At 60.3% G+C, this 15,389-nt stretch carries 10 protein-coding genes; all 10 read left to right on the forward strand.

The window, feature by feature from the left end:
- Positions 1-319 precede the first annotated feature (319 nt).
- The 10 genes from glgA to ACYZTZ_RS13380 all read left to right on the forward strand — a co-directional run bounded on the left by glgA (position 320) and on the right by ACYZTZ_RS13380 (position 15,365).
- Complete coding sequence (gene glgA, locus ACYZTZ_RS13335; protein ID WP_461998531.1) at positions 320-1,906, forward strand: glycogen synthase GlgA; 1,587 nt, start codon at positions 320-322, stop codon at positions 1,904-1,906.
- A 13-nt stretch (positions 1,907-1,919) separates the two neighbouring features.
- Positions 1,920-3,719: a malto-oligosyltrehalose trehalohydrolase gene (treZ, locus tag ACYZTZ_RS13340; RefSeq protein WP_461998532.1), complete on the forward strand. Its 1,800-nt coding sequence runs from the start codon at positions 1,920-1,922 to the stop codon at positions 3,717-3,719.
- Positions 3,716-5,794 carry a 4-alpha-glucanotransferase gene (malQ, locus tag ACYZTZ_RS13345; RefSeq protein WP_461998533.1) on the forward strand — a complete coding sequence of 693 codons (2,079 nt, stop codon included), beginning with the start codon at positions 3,716-3,718 and terminating at the stop codon, positions 5,792-5,794. Before treZ ends, malQ begins: the two co-directional genes overlap by 4 nt.
- A complete protein-coding gene (locus tag ACYZTZ_RS13350) occupies positions 5,791-8,577 on the forward strand; it encodes a malto-oligosyltrehalose synthase (RefSeq protein ID WP_461998534.1) in 2,787 nt (928 codons plus the stop codon). Before malQ ends, ACYZTZ_RS13350 begins: the two co-directional genes overlap by 4 nt.
- Before the next feature lie 21 nt (positions 8,578-8,598).
- Entirely contained in the window at positions 8,599-8,919 is a 321-nt protein-coding gene (locus tag ACYZTZ_RS13355) for a DUF2934 domain-containing protein (protein WP_461998535.1), read from the forward strand.
- 113 nt (positions 8,920-9,032) lie between these two features.
- Positions 9,033-11,192 (forward strand): glycogen debranching protein GlgX, encoded by a 2,160-nt coding sequence (gene glgX / locus ACYZTZ_RS13360; protein WP_461998536.1) that lies wholly within the window; start codon positions 9,033-9,035, stop codon positions 11,190-11,192.
- 148 nt (positions 11,193-11,340) lie between these two features.
- Positions 11,341-12,099: a PIG-L deacetylase family protein gene (locus tag ACYZTZ_RS13365; RefSeq protein ID WP_461998537.1), complete on the forward strand. Its 759-nt coding sequence runs from the start codon at positions 11,341-11,343 to the stop codon at positions 12,097-12,099.
- Positions 12,100-12,268: 169 nt separating this feature from the next.
- Positions 12,269-13,069, forward strand: a complete 801-nt coding sequence (locus tag ACYZTZ_RS13370) for an endonuclease/exonuclease/phosphatase family protein (RefSeq protein ID WP_056745912.1) — start codon at positions 12,269-12,271, stop codon at positions 13,067-13,069.
- Positions 13,070-13,441: 372 nt separating this feature from the next.
- Positions 13,442-13,810, forward strand: a complete 369-nt coding sequence (locus ACYZTZ_RS13375) for a DUF6124 family protein (RefSeq protein WP_461998538.1) — start codon at positions 13,442-13,444, stop codon at positions 13,808-13,810.
- A 481-nt stretch (positions 13,811-14,291) separates the two neighbouring features.
- Positions 14,292-15,365, forward strand: coding sequence for an autotransporter domain-containing protein (locus ACYZTZ_RS13380; protein ID WP_461998539.1), 1,074 nt, complete (start codon positions 14,292-14,294; stop codon positions 15,363-15,365).
- Positions 15,366-15,389: the final 24 nt, after the last annotated feature.

The following is a 15,389-nucleotide window of genomic DNA, read 5'->3' on the forward strand; positions in this document are numbered from 1 at the left end:
AACCGATTGTCGAACAATTTTGCCATCTGGCCTCACACGCTCTAAGTTCTGGCCTAGACTCAGTTCCGCGGGGCGAAACCGGTCGGTCATAAAGCGGAAAGAAAGTCGAAACTTTTGCCGGTCGTGACGGGTCAGCTTAAAAGGAGGTGCGTTGCGACTGGTGCAATCCTTGCAACGATCTCTACAGCCATTCTGCTTCATCGTATTGGCAGCGCTTGCTCACCGATGCGTAGCGCGTTTGCGCCCGGCCACAGGAATTGGCCACGAAACACCGTTTGTGCCAGACCTAAGAATTAGATCAACAACACGGGAGATTCATATGATCAGTGCGGCTTTAGATATTCAGGGAGAACGTGCTCATCAGCAGGTCGGCGAAGCGAGCACTGTGAGCGCGCCAAGTCACCAATCGATCAGCGTACCCGGCACCAAGACGCTGACACCGGTGGCCAGTCAGAATCCCAACAAGAAGAAAGTCCTGTTCGTCACCTCCGAGATTGCCGATCTGGTGAAAACCGGAGGTCTGGGCGACGTTTCCGCAGCACTGCCGCGAGCCATGGCTCACTTGCACGATGTGCGCGTGTTGATCCCCGGTTACCCGCAAGTGCTGCACAGCGAAAACCCGATTCATATCATTGGTGAGCTCGGTGGTCACGCCGCGTTGCCCCCCTGCAAGATCGGGCGCATGGACATGCCCGACGGTCTGGTCATTTACGTGTTGATCTGCCCCGAACTCTACGAGCGCGAGGGTTCGCCTTATGGTGCCAACAACGGCCGCGACTGGCCGGACAACCACATCCGTTTCGCCCGTCTGGGCCTGGCCGCTGCCGATATCGCCGCCAACCTTGCACAAATTCACTGGTGCCCGGACCTGGTGCACGCCCATGACTGGCCTGCCGGTCTGGCACCTGCTTATATGCACTGGCGTGGACAGCGTACCCCGACGCTGTTCACCATTCATAACCTCGCCTATCAGGGCGTGACCAGTCTGGGGTCGTGCCCGGAACTGGGTATTCCCCTGCATGCCTTGCAACAGGAAGGCATGGAGTTCTACGGCAAGATGTCGTTCCTCAAGGCCGGCATGGCTTACTCGAGCCACATCACCACCGTCAGCGCCACCTATGCCCAGGAAATCACCACCCCGGCCTTTGGCTGCGGTCTCGACGGTTTTCTTGCCGCCAAGACCCAGCAAGGTCTGCTCAGTGGCATTCCCAATGGCATCGATGAAAGCTGGGACGCCGCCACCGACCCGCACCTGTTCTGCCCCTTCAAAATTGGCGACTGGGAAGGCAAAGCGGTCAACGCCGCCCACGTGCGTGAGCTGTTCGGCCTGGACGATAGCGAAGGTCCGCTGTTCGCCGTGGTTTCGCGACTGGTCTATCAGAAAGGCCTGGACCTGACCGAGGCCGTCTCCGAGTACATCGTCAAATCTGGCGGGCAGATCGCGATCATCGGACGTGGCGAGCCGGAAGAAGAACAAGCCATGCGTGAACTGGCCCTGCGCTTTCCAGGCCAGATCGGCGTGCGCATCGGTTTCAACGAGACCGACGCCCGTCGCATGTTCGCCGGCAGTGATTTCCTGCTGATGCCTTCGCGTTACGAGCCTTGCGGGCTGAGCCAGATGTACGCCCAGCGCTTCGGTTCGTTGCCGGTGGCACGCAACACCGGTGGTTTGGCCGACACCATTGAAAACGGCGTGACCGGTTTCCTGTTCGACGAATCCACGGCCGAAAGTTACGAGGAAGCCCTGAGCCGGGCCTTCAAGGTTTTTGCCTTCCCCGACCTGCTCAATGCCATGCGCTGCCGGGCCATGGCCGCGCCTTTCAACTGGTGCAAGGCGGTCGAACCGTACGCCGAACTCTACGAAAAACTGGTGACCAAGGCGCTGGGTAAATCGGGCAAACATTAAGAGGTTTTCATAGATGCCGTTACGGACCCTTGAGACCTGGCCCCACGGCGCAATCATGCTGGACGCAGAGCACACGCGTTTTGCCTTGTGGGCGCCAGATGCGTTTTACGTCAGTGTCGAACTGGAAGATGGACAGTCCTTGCCACTCCTGCCCCAGGCAGATGGCTGGTTCGTGATCAACACCCGCTGTCCCGCCGGCACGCGTTACCGCTACAACATCGACGGCGAGCTGGAGGTGCCCGACCCGGCCTCCCGCGCGCAGGCCGGTGATATCGACCGCCACAGCGTGGTGGTCGATCCACTTGCCTATCAATGGCAACACAGCGCCTGGCTTGGGCGGCCGTGGAATGAGGCGGTGATCTACGAATTGCACGTCGGTGCGCTCGGCGGCTTCAGCGAAGTCGAGCAGCACCTGGCGCGCCTCGTGGAGCTGGGCATCAGCGCGATCGAACTGATGCCGCTGGCGCAGTTCCCCGGTGACCGCAATTGGGGCTACGACGGGGTTCTGCCCTACGCGCCCCAAGCTTCCTACGGCACTCCCGAACAACTCAAACACCTGATCGACACCGCCCACGGTCATGGCATGGCAGTGATTCTCGACGTGGTCTACAACCACTTCGGCCCGGACGGCAACTACCTGCATCGCTACGCCAAGGCCTTCTTCCGCGAAGACAAGCACACCCCGTGGGGTGCGGCCATCGACTTCCGGCGGCGCGAGGTACGGGACTTCTTCATCGACAATGCGCTGATGTGGTTGCTGGAGTACCGCTTCGATGGCTTACGCCTGGACGCGGTGCACGCCATTGAAGACCCTGACTTTCTTCAGGAACTGGCGCAAAAGGTTCGCCAGCAAACCGATCCGGCCAGGCATGTGTGGCTGACCGTTGAAAACGAACACAACCAGGCCAGCCTGCTCGAAGAAGGCTTCGACGCGCAGTGGAACGACGACGGCCACAATGCCTTGCACGTGCTGCTGACCGGCGAAACCGACGCCTATTACGCCGACTATGCGCAAAACCCCACCGAACAACTGGCACGCTGCCTGAGCCAGGGTTTTGTGTTTCAGGGCCACGTAACCCGTCACGGTACAACCCGTGGCGAGCCCAGCGGTCATTTGCCGCCCAGTGCTTTCGTGCTGTTTCTGCAAAACCATGACCAGATTGGTAACCGCGCCTTGGGCGAACGGCTGCATCAACTGGCCAACCCCGATGCGCTCAAGGCCGCCACGGCATTACTGCTGTTGTCACCGATGATCCCGCTGATGTTCATGGGCGACGAGTTCGCCGCCGAGCAACCGTTCCTGTTCTTCACCAGTCATCACGGTGAACTCGCGGAGTTGGTCCGCGAGGGACGCCGTAACGAGTTTGCAGCCTTCAGCGCGTTTGCTGATCCGCACAAACGCGAGCAGATTCCCGACCCCAACGCGCGCCAGACCTTCGAGGCTTCACGCCCCGAGCTGAAATCAACCCGACAATCCGCCATGCACGACCTGTATCGCCAACTGCTGCAGATCCGCCATCAGCAGATCATTCCCCGCCTGGCCGGTGCTCAAGCATTGGGCGCCGAGGTGCTGGCCACAGGCGCGGTAACGGCGCGCTGGCGACTGGGCGATGGCAGTCAGCTGCGCATTGACCTGAACCTCAGCGACACACCTGTGGTCCACACCCCACAGGCCGACGCTTCGTTGTTGTTGTTCGAATACCCGCCACAGTCAGCCGGTCTGTTGGATCAGGGCACACTCGCCCCGTATTGCGCGCTAGTCAGCCTCACGGCCGCAGCCCCTTTGCTAACCCCGGATGGAGAGCGCCCATGAGCGATGCGCAACTGGAAATACTGGCCAGCCAAGCTGGCCTGGCTGTCGACTGGATCGACGCCAACGGCCGCCCACAGAAAGTCGCTCCATCAGTGTTGCGTAACGTCCTCACCGGACTCGGCCACCCGGCCGGCAGCGCCCAGGAAATCGACGCCAGCCTGCAGGAACTGCAGCAGGTGCAACAGACCCGACACCTGCCGCCGCTGCTGACCGCCGACTTCGGTGTCGGCCTGAGCCTGGCGCATTACTTTGAGCCTGAAACACCGTGCGAGATCCACCTTGAAGATGGCTCACGACTCAACCTGAAACTGGATGCCGAGGCGCTACTGCCCGGCCTGATCCCGGTCGGTTATCAACACGTCAGCATCGACGGACAGGAATTTACGTTGGCCGTGGCACCGTCTCGCTGCTACAGCGTCGGCGATGCTGTCGACAGCCCGATCCCGCGCGCCTGGGGCCTGAGCGTGCAGCTGTACTCGCTGCGTCGTCCGGGCGATGGCGGTTTCGGCGATACCCAGGCGCTGGAAGACCTGGCTCGGGTGGCCGGCGAACGTGGCGCCGAAGCATTGGCGATCAGTCCGCTGCATGCCATGTTCAGCAGCGACACCCAGCGTTACAGCCCGTATTCGCCGTCCAGCCGTTTGTTTCTCAACAGTCTGTACGCCGCACCCGGCGCGATCCTGGGTGATCGAGCATTGCGCACCGCGATTGATGCCACCGGCCTGGCGGCAGAACTCAAGCACCTTGAAGCCTTGCCGTTGATTGATTGGCCGGTGGCGGCCGAGGCCAAACATCGCCTGTTGCAGGCGTTGTACGAAGGCTTTGTGCAGGGCGACCACCCGTTGCATGCCGACTTCAGCAGCTTCCGCCACGCTGCTGGCGAAGCCCTGGAAAACCACTGCCGCTTCGAAGCCATTCAAGAAGTCCGCGCCGCCAAGGGTGAAAGCCTCGACTGGCGGCAGTGGCCCGAGCAATGGCAAAACCCGCGCAGCGCGGCCCTGGCCGAGTTCGCCGAAGAGAACGCCGGACGCATCGGCTTCTTCGCCTTCTGCCAATGGCTGATCACCCGCTGCCTGGAACGCGCACAAACCGCCGCCCGCGGCGCCGGCATGAGCATTGGCCTGATCGCCGATCTGGCGGTGGGTGCCGATGGCGGCGGCAGTCAGGCCTGGAGTCGTCAGGACGAGTTGCTCGCCTCGCTGACCGTGGGCGCACCACCGGACATCCTTAACCGCACCGGTCAGGGCTGGGGGATTTCCGCGTTCTCGCCCGAAGGTCTGGTACGCAATGGCTTTCGTGCCTTCATCGAAATGCTCCGCGCCAATTTTGCCCACGCCGGTGGCCTGCGCATCGATCACGTCATGGGCCTGCAACGGCTGTGGGTGATCCCCAATGGCGCGTCACCCGCCGACGGCGCCTACCTCTATTATCCGGTAGACGACTTGCTGCGTTTGCTGACCCTTGAGTCCCATCGGCATCAGGCCATCGTCCTCGGTGAAGACCTCGGCACTGTGGCTGACGGTCTGCGAGAAAAGCTCATCGCCCGTTCGATCCTCGGCATGCGCGTACTGCTGTTCGAACAGGACAACGCGCGCTTCAAACCGATTCTCGATTGGCCGGACAACGCCCTCGCGACCACCAGCACCCATGACCTGCCGACGCTCAATGGCTGGTGGCATGGCCACGATATCGACTGGAACGCCCGACTGGGCCTGGTCGACGCCCCGGGTGAAATCGAATGGCGTCATCACCGCGAACGCGAGCGTGAAGGCCTGCGCCGGGTGTTGAGCGAGGACCCGCAGAACTTTCGCGAAGAGTCCCATGAAACCGATCAGGTGCTCGACGCCGCGATACGTTTCCTCGGTCATACCCGTGCGCCGATGGTGTTGCTGCCACTGGAAGATGCCTTGGGCATTGAACAGCAGGCCAACTTGCCCGGCACCACCGACACGCACCCCAACTGGTCCCGACGCCTGCTCGGCGACAGTGAAGCGTTACTCGATGACGCGGACGCCGCCCGACGCCTGGAACTGCTCGCCTGTGCGCGGCTTCAGGCGGCCGAGCGTGACCAATGAAGCAAACGCTTATCCAACCGCTGCGGGCAACCCTGCGGCTGCAGTTCCATAAAGACTTCACGCTGGACGATGCGGTGCCGCTGGTGCCGTACTTCGCTAGCCTCGGCATCAGCCATGTCTATGCGTCACCGCTACTGAGTGCCCGCGCCGGCTCCATGCATGGCTACGACGTCGTGGACCCGACCACGGTCAACCCGGAGCTGGGCGGCGAAGCGGCGCTGCGGCGTTTGGTCAGCGCATTGCGCGAGCTGAACATGGGGCTGATCCTCGACATCGTCTCCAACCACATGGCCGTTGGCGGTGGCGATAATCCCTGGTGGCAGGATTTGCTGGAATGGGGACGCCTGAGTCCTTACGGCGAGTTCTTCGATATCCAGTGGCATTCACCCGACCCGTTGATGGAAGGCCAGTTGCTGCTGCCCTTCCTCGGCAGCGACTACGGCATCGCCTTGCAGGACGGCACCCTGCCCCTGCGCTTCGATGCGCAAAAGGGCGCGTTTTATGTCGAGCACTATGAGCATCACTTCCCGATCTGCCCGACGAATTACGGCGAACTGCTCAGGACCGATGACCCACTGAGCGCCGAATCGCTCAAATCGCTGGCAGACCGATTCAGCACCTTGAGCTACCAGACCGACGCCCATAGTCTGGCGATACCGCTCAAAGCAGAGCTGCGTGAACTGGCCGGCGATCCGGCGATTCTGCAAGCCATCCAGCACAACCTCAGCGCTTACGACTCGCTCACACCCGAAGGTTTCCAGCGCCTGCACCTGTTGCTTGAACGCCAAAGCTATCGCCTGGCCAGTTGGCGCACGGCGGCAGATGACATCAACTGGCGGCGTTTTTTCGATATCAACGAACTGGGCGGCCTGCGCGTCGAACGTCCGGCCGTGTTCGAAGCCACCCACGCGAAAATCTTCGAACTGGTGGCCGAAGGCCTGGTTGACGGTCTGCGCATCGACCACATCGACGGCCTCGCCGACCCTCGGGGTTACTGCCGCAAATTGCGGCGGCGGGTCGACAGCCTGTCGCCGGATCGGCACCTGCCGATCTATGTCGAGAAGATCCTCGGCGAAGGTGAAACCCTGCACCGTGACTGGTCGGTGGATGGCACCACGGGTTACGAGTTCATGAATCAGCTGTCGCTGCTGCAACACGCTCCCGAAGGCGCCGACACCTTGAGCGAACTGTGGAATCGCTACAGCGAACGGCCCGCCGATTTCCGTCAGGAAGCGCAACTGGCCCGCCAGCAGATCCTCAACGGCTCCCTCGCCGGAGACTTCGAAAGCGTCGCCCAGGCCCTGTTGCAAGTGGCCCGGGATGACCTGATGACCCGCGACCTGACCCTCGGTGCGATCCGTCGGGCGTTGCAGGAATTGATCGTGCATTTCCCGGTGTACCGCACCTACATCAGCCCCCGTGGGCGGTTGGCTGAAGACGATGTGTTTTTCCAGCAAGCCATGGACGGTGCCAGACAAACCCTCGGCGAGGCCGACTGGCCGGTGCTCGATTGCCTAGCTGGCTGGCTAGGTGGTGAATCATGGCGCAAACGCCCGTTGGGCCGGCCGCGCAAGATGCTCAAGCATGCCTGTGTGCGTTTTCAGCAACTGACGTCGCCGGCGGCGGCGAAGGCTGTGGAGGACACCGCGTTCTATCGCTCGGCGACGTTGCTGTCACGCAATGACGTGGGCTTCAGCACCGAGCAGTTCAGCGCCCCGGTGGCCGATTTCCATGCGGCTTGCATCGACCGTCTCGAAGCCTTCCCCGATAACTTGCTGGCCACCGCGACCCACGACCATAAACGCGGCGAAGACACCCGCGCGCGCCTGGCGGTGCTAAGCGAGCGCAGTGCCTGGTACGCCGAGGAAGTCCCGTTCTGGCGAACCCTCGCACGCCCCCTGCGCGACGACGACCAGATGCCGACTGCAGGCGATGAGTTGATCCTCTATCAAGCGATCCTCGGCAGTTGGCCGCTCGATTTGCGCAGTGACGATCAAGCAGCCTTGGAAAACTACACTCAACGCCTGTGGCAGTGGCAACAGAAAGCCTTGCGCGAAGCCAAGTTGCAAAGCAGCTGGAGCGCGCCGAACGAAGCTTACGAACAAGCGGTTCAGCAATTCCTGCAACGTCTGCTTCTGAGCCCCGAAGGTGAGCTGTTACGCGCGGCCCTCGGCAAAGCAGCCAAGAGCATCGCCGTCCCCGGCGCCCTCAATGGGTTGGCGCAAACCTTGCTGCGCATGACTGTGCCGGGGGTACCGGACCTGTATCAGGGCAACGAGTACTGGGACTTCTCGCTGGTCGATCCGGACAACCGCCGGCCGGTGGATTACGCCAGCCGTCAGCAGTCGATGCAGACACCATTGGAACTGCCCGAGCTGTTGGCAGACTGGCGCGATGGGCGCATTAAACAAGCGCTGATCGCACAAGTATTGAACCTGCGGATCGAGCACACCGAGCTGTTTCGGCGAGGGACATATCAAGCCCTGGAAGTCGTCGGCAGCCAGGCTCACCGGGTGCTCGCATTTGCTCGCTCGCTGGAAGGAAAACGCGCCATCGTGATCGTACCGATACGCTGCGCCGAACTGCTGAAAAACAGTGCCGAACCCCGAATTGACGCGCCGCTGTGGGGCGATACACGGGTCAAATTACCGTTCACCGCCCCTGATGAAAATTTGAAGGGACTTTTTTCAAGCACAACAGTCACACACCAAAGGGAGCTGAACATCAGCGACGCGCTAGTGGATTTCCCGATCAATCTTTTTATCCAAACTACCCACACTTGAGTTCAGTTCAGGAGCATTGCGATGAGCACAAACGATAAACGCATCCGCGAATTCGCCTATCAAATCTGGGAATCGGAAGGAAAACCCGAGGGCCAGGACGCTCGCCACTGGGAGATGGCCCGCAAACTGGCTGAAGCCGAAGCCCTGGCACCGAGCAAATCGCCAAAAGCCGCTGGCAGCAAAGCCGCCGTCAAGGCCCCTGCCAGCAAAGCCAATGGCAAGGCTGCCGAGCCAACAACCAAAGCCAAAGCCAAGCCTGCCGCGGCGTCGAAGGTGATCCCTCCGGGCGAAAAAGCTACTGAGAAAAAGCCTCGAGCAGCGCGTAAACCGCCCGCTGTCTGACGCCTCTCACCCGTGTCCTGATTGACCTCGTGGCGAGCCTTCTCGCCACCGAGGGCTCGCTCGCCCTCAAAAAAAACCAGAGCCAAGAACTGTCCCCCTTTGCAGGAGCACCTATGACCAGTCCGAAGAAAGCCGCGCCAGAACCTCAGGTCGAGGCCTCGCGAATCCGTGAAGGCTTGCCCTTCCCGCTGGGCGCGACCTGGGATGGCCTGGGGGTCAACTTCGCCTTGTTTTCCGCCAATGCCACCAAGGTCGAGCTGTGCATCTTCGATGATGCCGGTGAGGTCGAACTGGAACGCATCGAACTGCCGGAATACACCGACGAGATCTACCACGGCTACCTGCCCGACGCGCATCCGGGGATGATCTACGGCTACCGTGTCTACGGCCCGTACGACCCGGCGAACGGTCATCGCTTCAACCACAACAAGTTGCTGATCGACCCCTACGCCAAACAACTGGTCGGCCAATTGAAATGGTCCGAAGCGCTGTTCGGCTACACCATCGGCCACCCCGACGCCGACCTCAGTTTCGATGAACGAGACAGCGCGCCTTTCGTGCCCAAGTGCAAGGTGATCGACCCGGCCCACACCTGGGGTCACGACCATCGGGTCAGCGTGCCGTGGGACAAGACCATCATTTATGAGACTCATGTGCGCGGTTTCAGCATGCGTCACCCCTCCGTCCCCGATAACGTGCGCGGCACCTTCGCCGGGTTGATGGTCGATGACGTGCTGGAACACATCCGCAAGCTCGGTGTGTCGACCGTGGAATTGCTGCCGATTCATGCCTTCGTCAACGACCAGCATCTGTTGCACAAAGGCATGACCAATTACTGGGGCTACAACAGCATCGCGTTCTTCGCCCCCGACCCGCGTTACCTGGCCAGCGGCAAGATCGCCGAGTTCAAGGAAATGGTTGCTCACCTGCACGAAGCCAATCTTGAAGTGATCCTCGACGTGGTCTACAACCACACTGCCGAGGGCAATGAACAAGGCCCGACCCTGTCCATGCGCGGCATCGACAACGCCTCTTACTACCGCTTGATGCCCGACGACAAGCGCTTCTATATCAACGATTCCGGTACCGGCAACACCCTGGACCTGAGTCACCCGTGCGTGCTGCAAATGGTCACCGACTCCCTGCGCTACTGGGCTTCGGAAATGCACGTCGACGGTTTCCGCTTCGACCTGGCGACCATTCTCGGGCGCTACCACGATGGCTTCGACGAACGTCACAGCTTCCTTGTGGCCTGCCGTCAGGACCCGGTGCTGCGTCAGGTGAAGATGATTGCCGAAGCCTGGGATTGCGGCCCCGGTGGCTATCAGGTCGGTAACTTTCCGCCAGGCTGGGTCGAGTGGAATGACAAATTCCGCGACACCGTGCGTGCGTTCTGGAAAGGTGACGACGGCCAACTGGCGGACTTCGCCAGTCGCATGACCGCCTCCGGCGAGATGTTCAATCAGCGTGGCCGGCGGCCGTACGCCTCGGTGAACTTCGTCACCGCCCACGACGGTTTCACCCTGAACGACCTGGTGTCGTACAACGACAAACACAATGAAGCCAACGACGAGGACAATCAGGACGGCAGCAACAACAACCTGTCCTGGAACCACGGCGTCGAAGGCCCGACCGACGATCCCGAGATCAATGAGCTGCGTCAGCGGCAAATGCGCAATTTCTTTGCCACGCTGCTGCTGTCCCAAGGCACGCCGATGCTGGTGGCCGGCGACGAATTCGCCCGCACCCAGGAAGGCAACAACAACGCCTATTGCCAGGACAGCGAGATCGGTTGGGTCAATTGGGACCTGAGCGAAGACGGCAAGGCCCTGCTCAAGTTCGTTAAACGGCTGATCAAGTTACGCCTGGCGTACCCGATCCTGCGTCGCGGGCGCTTCCTGGTGGGCAATTACAACGAGGACATCGGCGTCAAGGACGTCACCTGGCTCGCGCCGGACGGCAGCGAAATGTCCATCGAACAATGGGAGGAAGGCCATGGCCGCTGCCTCGGCATGCTGCTCGATGGCCGCGCCCAGGAAACCGGTATCCGCCGCAAAGGCGCCGACGCCACCCTGCTGTTGGTGGTCAACGCGCATCACGACATCGTCAATTTCCTGCTTCCGGAAGTGCCCGACGGTGGTTTCTGGACTTGCATGATCGACACCAACCAACCGTCGATCCGGGGTCAGGAACGCTTCGAGTTCGGGCACGAATACTCGGTCACTGGCCGTTCGCTGCTGCTGTTCGAATTGCAGCATGAGGAAGAAGAGTGAAATGGACCTTCAGGGATAGCCCGGATAAAAAAACGGACTGAATGGAGCATCGAGGCGACGAATAGCGCGACATGAGCAATACTCTGCTCGCGGCAATCCAGGGTTTGGAGCGCCGCACATTGCTATCAACGAGAACAAGGACGTAGCCATGAAATCGGTTTCCATCAGTGAAAGCATCCCGCCAGTACAAATCTGGAACAGCGCCCCGCAACTGGACAACATTCCTGTCATCAGCACTCAGACCCTGGTCCCCGCTGGCGCACGCGCCGTGGTGATTGCTCCACATCCCGGCGATGAAGTCGTGACCTGCGGCGGCCTGCTGCAGTTGCTCAGCGCCTTGGGTCATCCCCTGCAATTGATCTCGATTACCGACGGCAGCGCCAGCCATCCGGGCTCGCAGCAGTGGTCGGAGAAACGCTTGAGCGTGTTCCGCCCCCAGGAAAGCCTCGAAGCCTTGCGCCGGCTCGGGCTGCCGATGCACAGCCTCAAATGGATTCGTGGCGGCTTCACCGACAACGGCCTGGCCGAACGGGAATTTCAGATGTCTCAATTCATTGCCCGTTATTTACGCCCCGGGGATGTGGTGTTCAGCACCTGGCGCGAGGATGGCATTGTCGACCATGACGCCGTCGGCCGGGCCAGCGCCAAGGCCGCAGCAATGGTCGGTGCGGCGTTCAACGAGGTACCGGTCTGGGCCTGGCACTGGCCAACGCGTGATCGAGGGCTCATCCCCTGGCATCGCGCGCGCAAGGTGCGCCTGGACACCTGGACCGTCGCGCGCAAAAGCCACGCCACCCACGCCTACGCCAGCCAGCTTGACGGCGAACCGGCCATCGGCCTCGCCCCGCTGCTGCCCCCGGTGCTTCTGGAACGGATACGGCAGCCCTACGAAATTGTGTTCGTCTGAAGATCAAAAGATCGCAGCCTACGGCAGCTCCTACAGGTGTACGCGCAAATGTAGGAGCTGCCGTAGGCTGCGATCTTTTTGCTTCACAAAGACATACCGCAAATCCCACTGAACTGCCCGCCGCTGCATCAGTCGCATACATAAGCAGCCCTGATTCAGAGGAGTGAACGTGACCAGTGATTCCAAGTGGCGGGCCGTCGAGTCATCTCCATTGAACACACCCCCGGCGATTCATCGACTGAGAGTATTGACGGTCAACACCCACAAGGGTTTTACCGCACTCAACCGACGTTTCATTCTCCCGGAACTGCGTGAAGCGGTACGCAGTACATCGGCGGACCTGGTGTTCCTGCAGGAAGTCGTCGGTGAACACGACCGCCATTCCACTCGCTACAACGATTGGCCGCTGACCTCACAATACGAGTTCCTGGCCGACAGCATGTGGAGCGACTTCGCCTACGGTCGTAACGCGGTCTACCCCAACGGTCACCACGGCAACGCCCTGTTATCGAAATACCCGATCCGCGAACACCGCAACCTCGACGTCTCGATCACAGGCCCCGAACGGCGCGGGTTGCTGCATTGCGTTCTGGATGTGCCGGGGCACACTGAAGTTCACGCAATCTGCGTGCATTTGAGCCTGCTGGAAAGCCATCGCCAGTTGCAGCTCCAGCTACTCTGCCAACTGCTCGAATCGTTACCCGACGATGCGCCGGTGATCATCGCCGGTGACTTCAACGACTGGCAGTTGCAAGGCAACACCGCCCTCGCCCGTCGTGACTACCTGCATGAAGCCTTCGAACGCCACCACGGTCGCCCGGCGAAAACCTATCCGGCGCGCTTCCCGCTGCTGCGCCTGGACCGGATTTATCTGCGCAATGCCAGCAGTCATGAGCCGCGGATACTGGGGCACAAGCCCTGGACGCATTTGTCGGATCATTTGCCGTTGGCGGTGGAAGTGCATCTTTGAAACGCTCATTAGCTTCGGCGTTTAGCGGACGCGTTTAAAGACACTCGGTGTTACGTCCTAACGGCTACAACGTCTTGCGTCGTTACCTACACGTACGCCAGAATCCGCTGGCTTGTGCGCCTTGTCCCTGGCCTCTATTGTTTCCCTACCACTGCCCATCAGTGGTCGGGTTTAGTAGCCCGGATTAAGCGATAACGGTTGCACAAGTATCATTCAGACAGGAATTCGCCTGTTCTTCATGGTGGCTGTGCGCTTGGCGCCCTAGGGCGCGCCGGTTTTTTGTTGCTTATCCGGTCTACTAACTCGCGCACAGCTGCCACCCTCTCGTTTAGTAGCGAGATGGTTGCCGCCTCACTATGAGAGAAAGCAACTATGTTCAAAGTAACGCCGAATCCCCCGAATACCCGTCCGGTACCCTACGACGTCTTTCGTGATCTTGACCCCAAGAAAATGGAAGAGGCGGCCGACCGCGCACTCAGCTTCTACCTCGACCCCGGGGCGTCGAAAACGCAGATACCGCCCCGCAAACCCAGCACCATTTTCACCATCGACGCAGCGGTGGATGACGAAACGTTGCTCGTCGAGGCCTGCGAATCGTTGGCATCAGCCAGCGCCATGGTCAACGATCTCGCCGACGTAACGGACGGCCCGCGACGGCAAACGATGCTGGTGCTGCAACGGATGATCATGTTGGGTGAGTTAGCGGTCAATCGCGTACTGGATAACCACAAGCCTGGGTAGTCGCCAGGCGGGTAGCGAGGGCGCTTGCGCCCTCACTATTTAGAAGCATTCAAAGGTCGCAACCGCGACGCGCTTCTTTATGACTACACCAGCAATATCGACAGCAATCAGCTGCGCGGAACGGCCGCAAATGTCGGTCTCAGGGTGAGTTGGTAAACCGGTAGCCCACTATCAAAACCGCTCTGGATCGCGGATTTCTTGATGATTTTTCGAACAAACAAGAACTTAGATGTGCGGCAAAAATCAGTCACTTGCGAGTCCTAAAATACACATACCATTTATCGGCCATTTTCTTGACGCGATGTCAAGGCTCTTCTTAGCTACACGTTACTACCCCCGGAAATACACCAGGGGCAACCCCTCAGACTCCCGCAAAATCGGGCGGACAGAGGCTTGCCTCACTACATTCGGTCGCCCCTCATTCGGGGTAGGAGAGAGACGCCAGAGCGAGATACCGCATGCGATAGCAAGGTAGACCTCCATGAAAACTTCATTCACCCAACAAGAGATCAAAATCACTTTTTGCGCTGTCTCGAGTTCACTCCTTCTGTGCTCGTCCATGGATGTACAGGCAGGGACTGCAGAAGATCAAACCACGCCTTGGTACCGTCAGGATGTTCCGGTCATGACCTTGCCAGCCGTCACTTTCACCACCCCCTACCCCGGCCGCTTCAGCACTGCCTCGGATACACGAAGTTCACACCTGACCCTCGAGGACACTGCGCCTTCGGCTTGGGATCAGATGTATGGACAGGCTTCGCGGCAGGCGCAAACCGATGTTCTGGCTCAGGGATTTGCTATCCCTGGCAGTAGCGAATTCAAAGGTCCGGCGATCCTGACTCTGCAAAGCGGTAGCGGTAATACCCAGCGGGTCGGACTGGTCGGCGGCATGACTCAGTTACAAGGCAACAGCAACGGGCTGCTGACCGGTCGCGCCCTTGCTGACCCCGGCAACGACACCCTCAACCTCGAAGGCCAGAGCCTCGGCGCTTACTGGAGCCTGACCGGGCCCCAGGGCTGGCACGTGGACTTGACGGCCAGCGGCGGCCGGGTCAACGGCTTTAGCCGCAATGACCAGGGTGACCGGCAAGCAACCGAGGGCAGCGCGGTGACGCTGTCGGTAGAAGGTGGTTTCCCCATTGGACTTAGCGATCACTGGGTAGTTGAACCCCAGGCGCAATTGATCAATCAACGCATTACCCTGGACACCCCGTATGCCGGCTCAGGCAATGCCTCGTCCAGCGATCTGACGTCCTGGAGCGGCCGGGTCGGTGCACGGTTGAAAGGTAGTTACGACATCAACGGCCTGGGGGTCGAACCCTATATGCGAACCAACTTGTGGCACTCGGTGTACACCGGTAATACCGTGACCCTGGATCAGGTCGACAAGATCAGCAGCAGCCGCAACTCATCGACCGTCGAAGTGGGTTTGGGGTTGGTGGCCAGAGTGACGCCCGCCGTGAGTTTTTATGTCAGCGCCGACTTCAGCAGTGATGTGGATGGCAATGATTTGAACGGGTTGATTGGCAGTTTGGGTGTGCGGATGCGGTGGTAAGTGTTTCAGCTCAAGAAATTGATT

The sequence above is a fragment of the Pseudomonas sp. LB3P58 genome (assembly GCF_054897895.1).

Bases quoted from the DNA above. Each gene is read 5' to 3' on its own strand.
- glgA (WP_461998531.1), top strand. From the start codon at position 320: ATGATCAGTGCGGCTTTAGATATTCAGGGAGAACGTGCTCATCAGCAG.
- treZ (WP_461998532.1), top strand. From the start codon at position 1,920: ATGCCGTTACGGACCCTTGAGACCTGGCCCCACGGCGCAATCATGCTG.
- malQ (WP_461998533.1), top strand. From the start codon at position 3,716: ATGAGCGATGCGCAACTGGAAATACTGGCCAGCCAAGCTGGCCTGGCT.
- ACYZTZ_RS13350 (WP_461998534.1), top strand. From the start codon at position 5,791: ATGAAGCAAACGCTTATCCAACCGCTGCGGGCAACCCTGCGGCTGCAG.
- ACYZTZ_RS13355 (WP_461998535.1), top strand. From the start codon at position 8,599: ATGAGCACAAACGATAAACGCATCCGCGAATTCGCCTATCAAATCTGG.
- glgX (WP_461998536.1), top strand. From the start codon at position 9,033: ATGACCAGTCCGAAGAAAGCCGCGCCAGAACCTCAGGTCGAGGCCTCG.
- ACYZTZ_RS13365 (WP_461998537.1), top strand. From the start codon at position 11,341: ATGAAATCGGTTTCCATCAGTGAAAGCATCCCGCCAGTACAAATCTGG.
- ACYZTZ_RS13375 (WP_461998538.1), top strand. From the start codon at position 13,442: ATGTTCAAAGTAACGCCGAATCCCCCGAATACCCGTCCGGTACCCTAC.
- ACYZTZ_RS13380 (WP_461998539.1), top strand. From the start codon at position 14,292: ATGAAAACTTCATTCACCCAACAAGAGATCAAAATCACTTTTTGCGCT.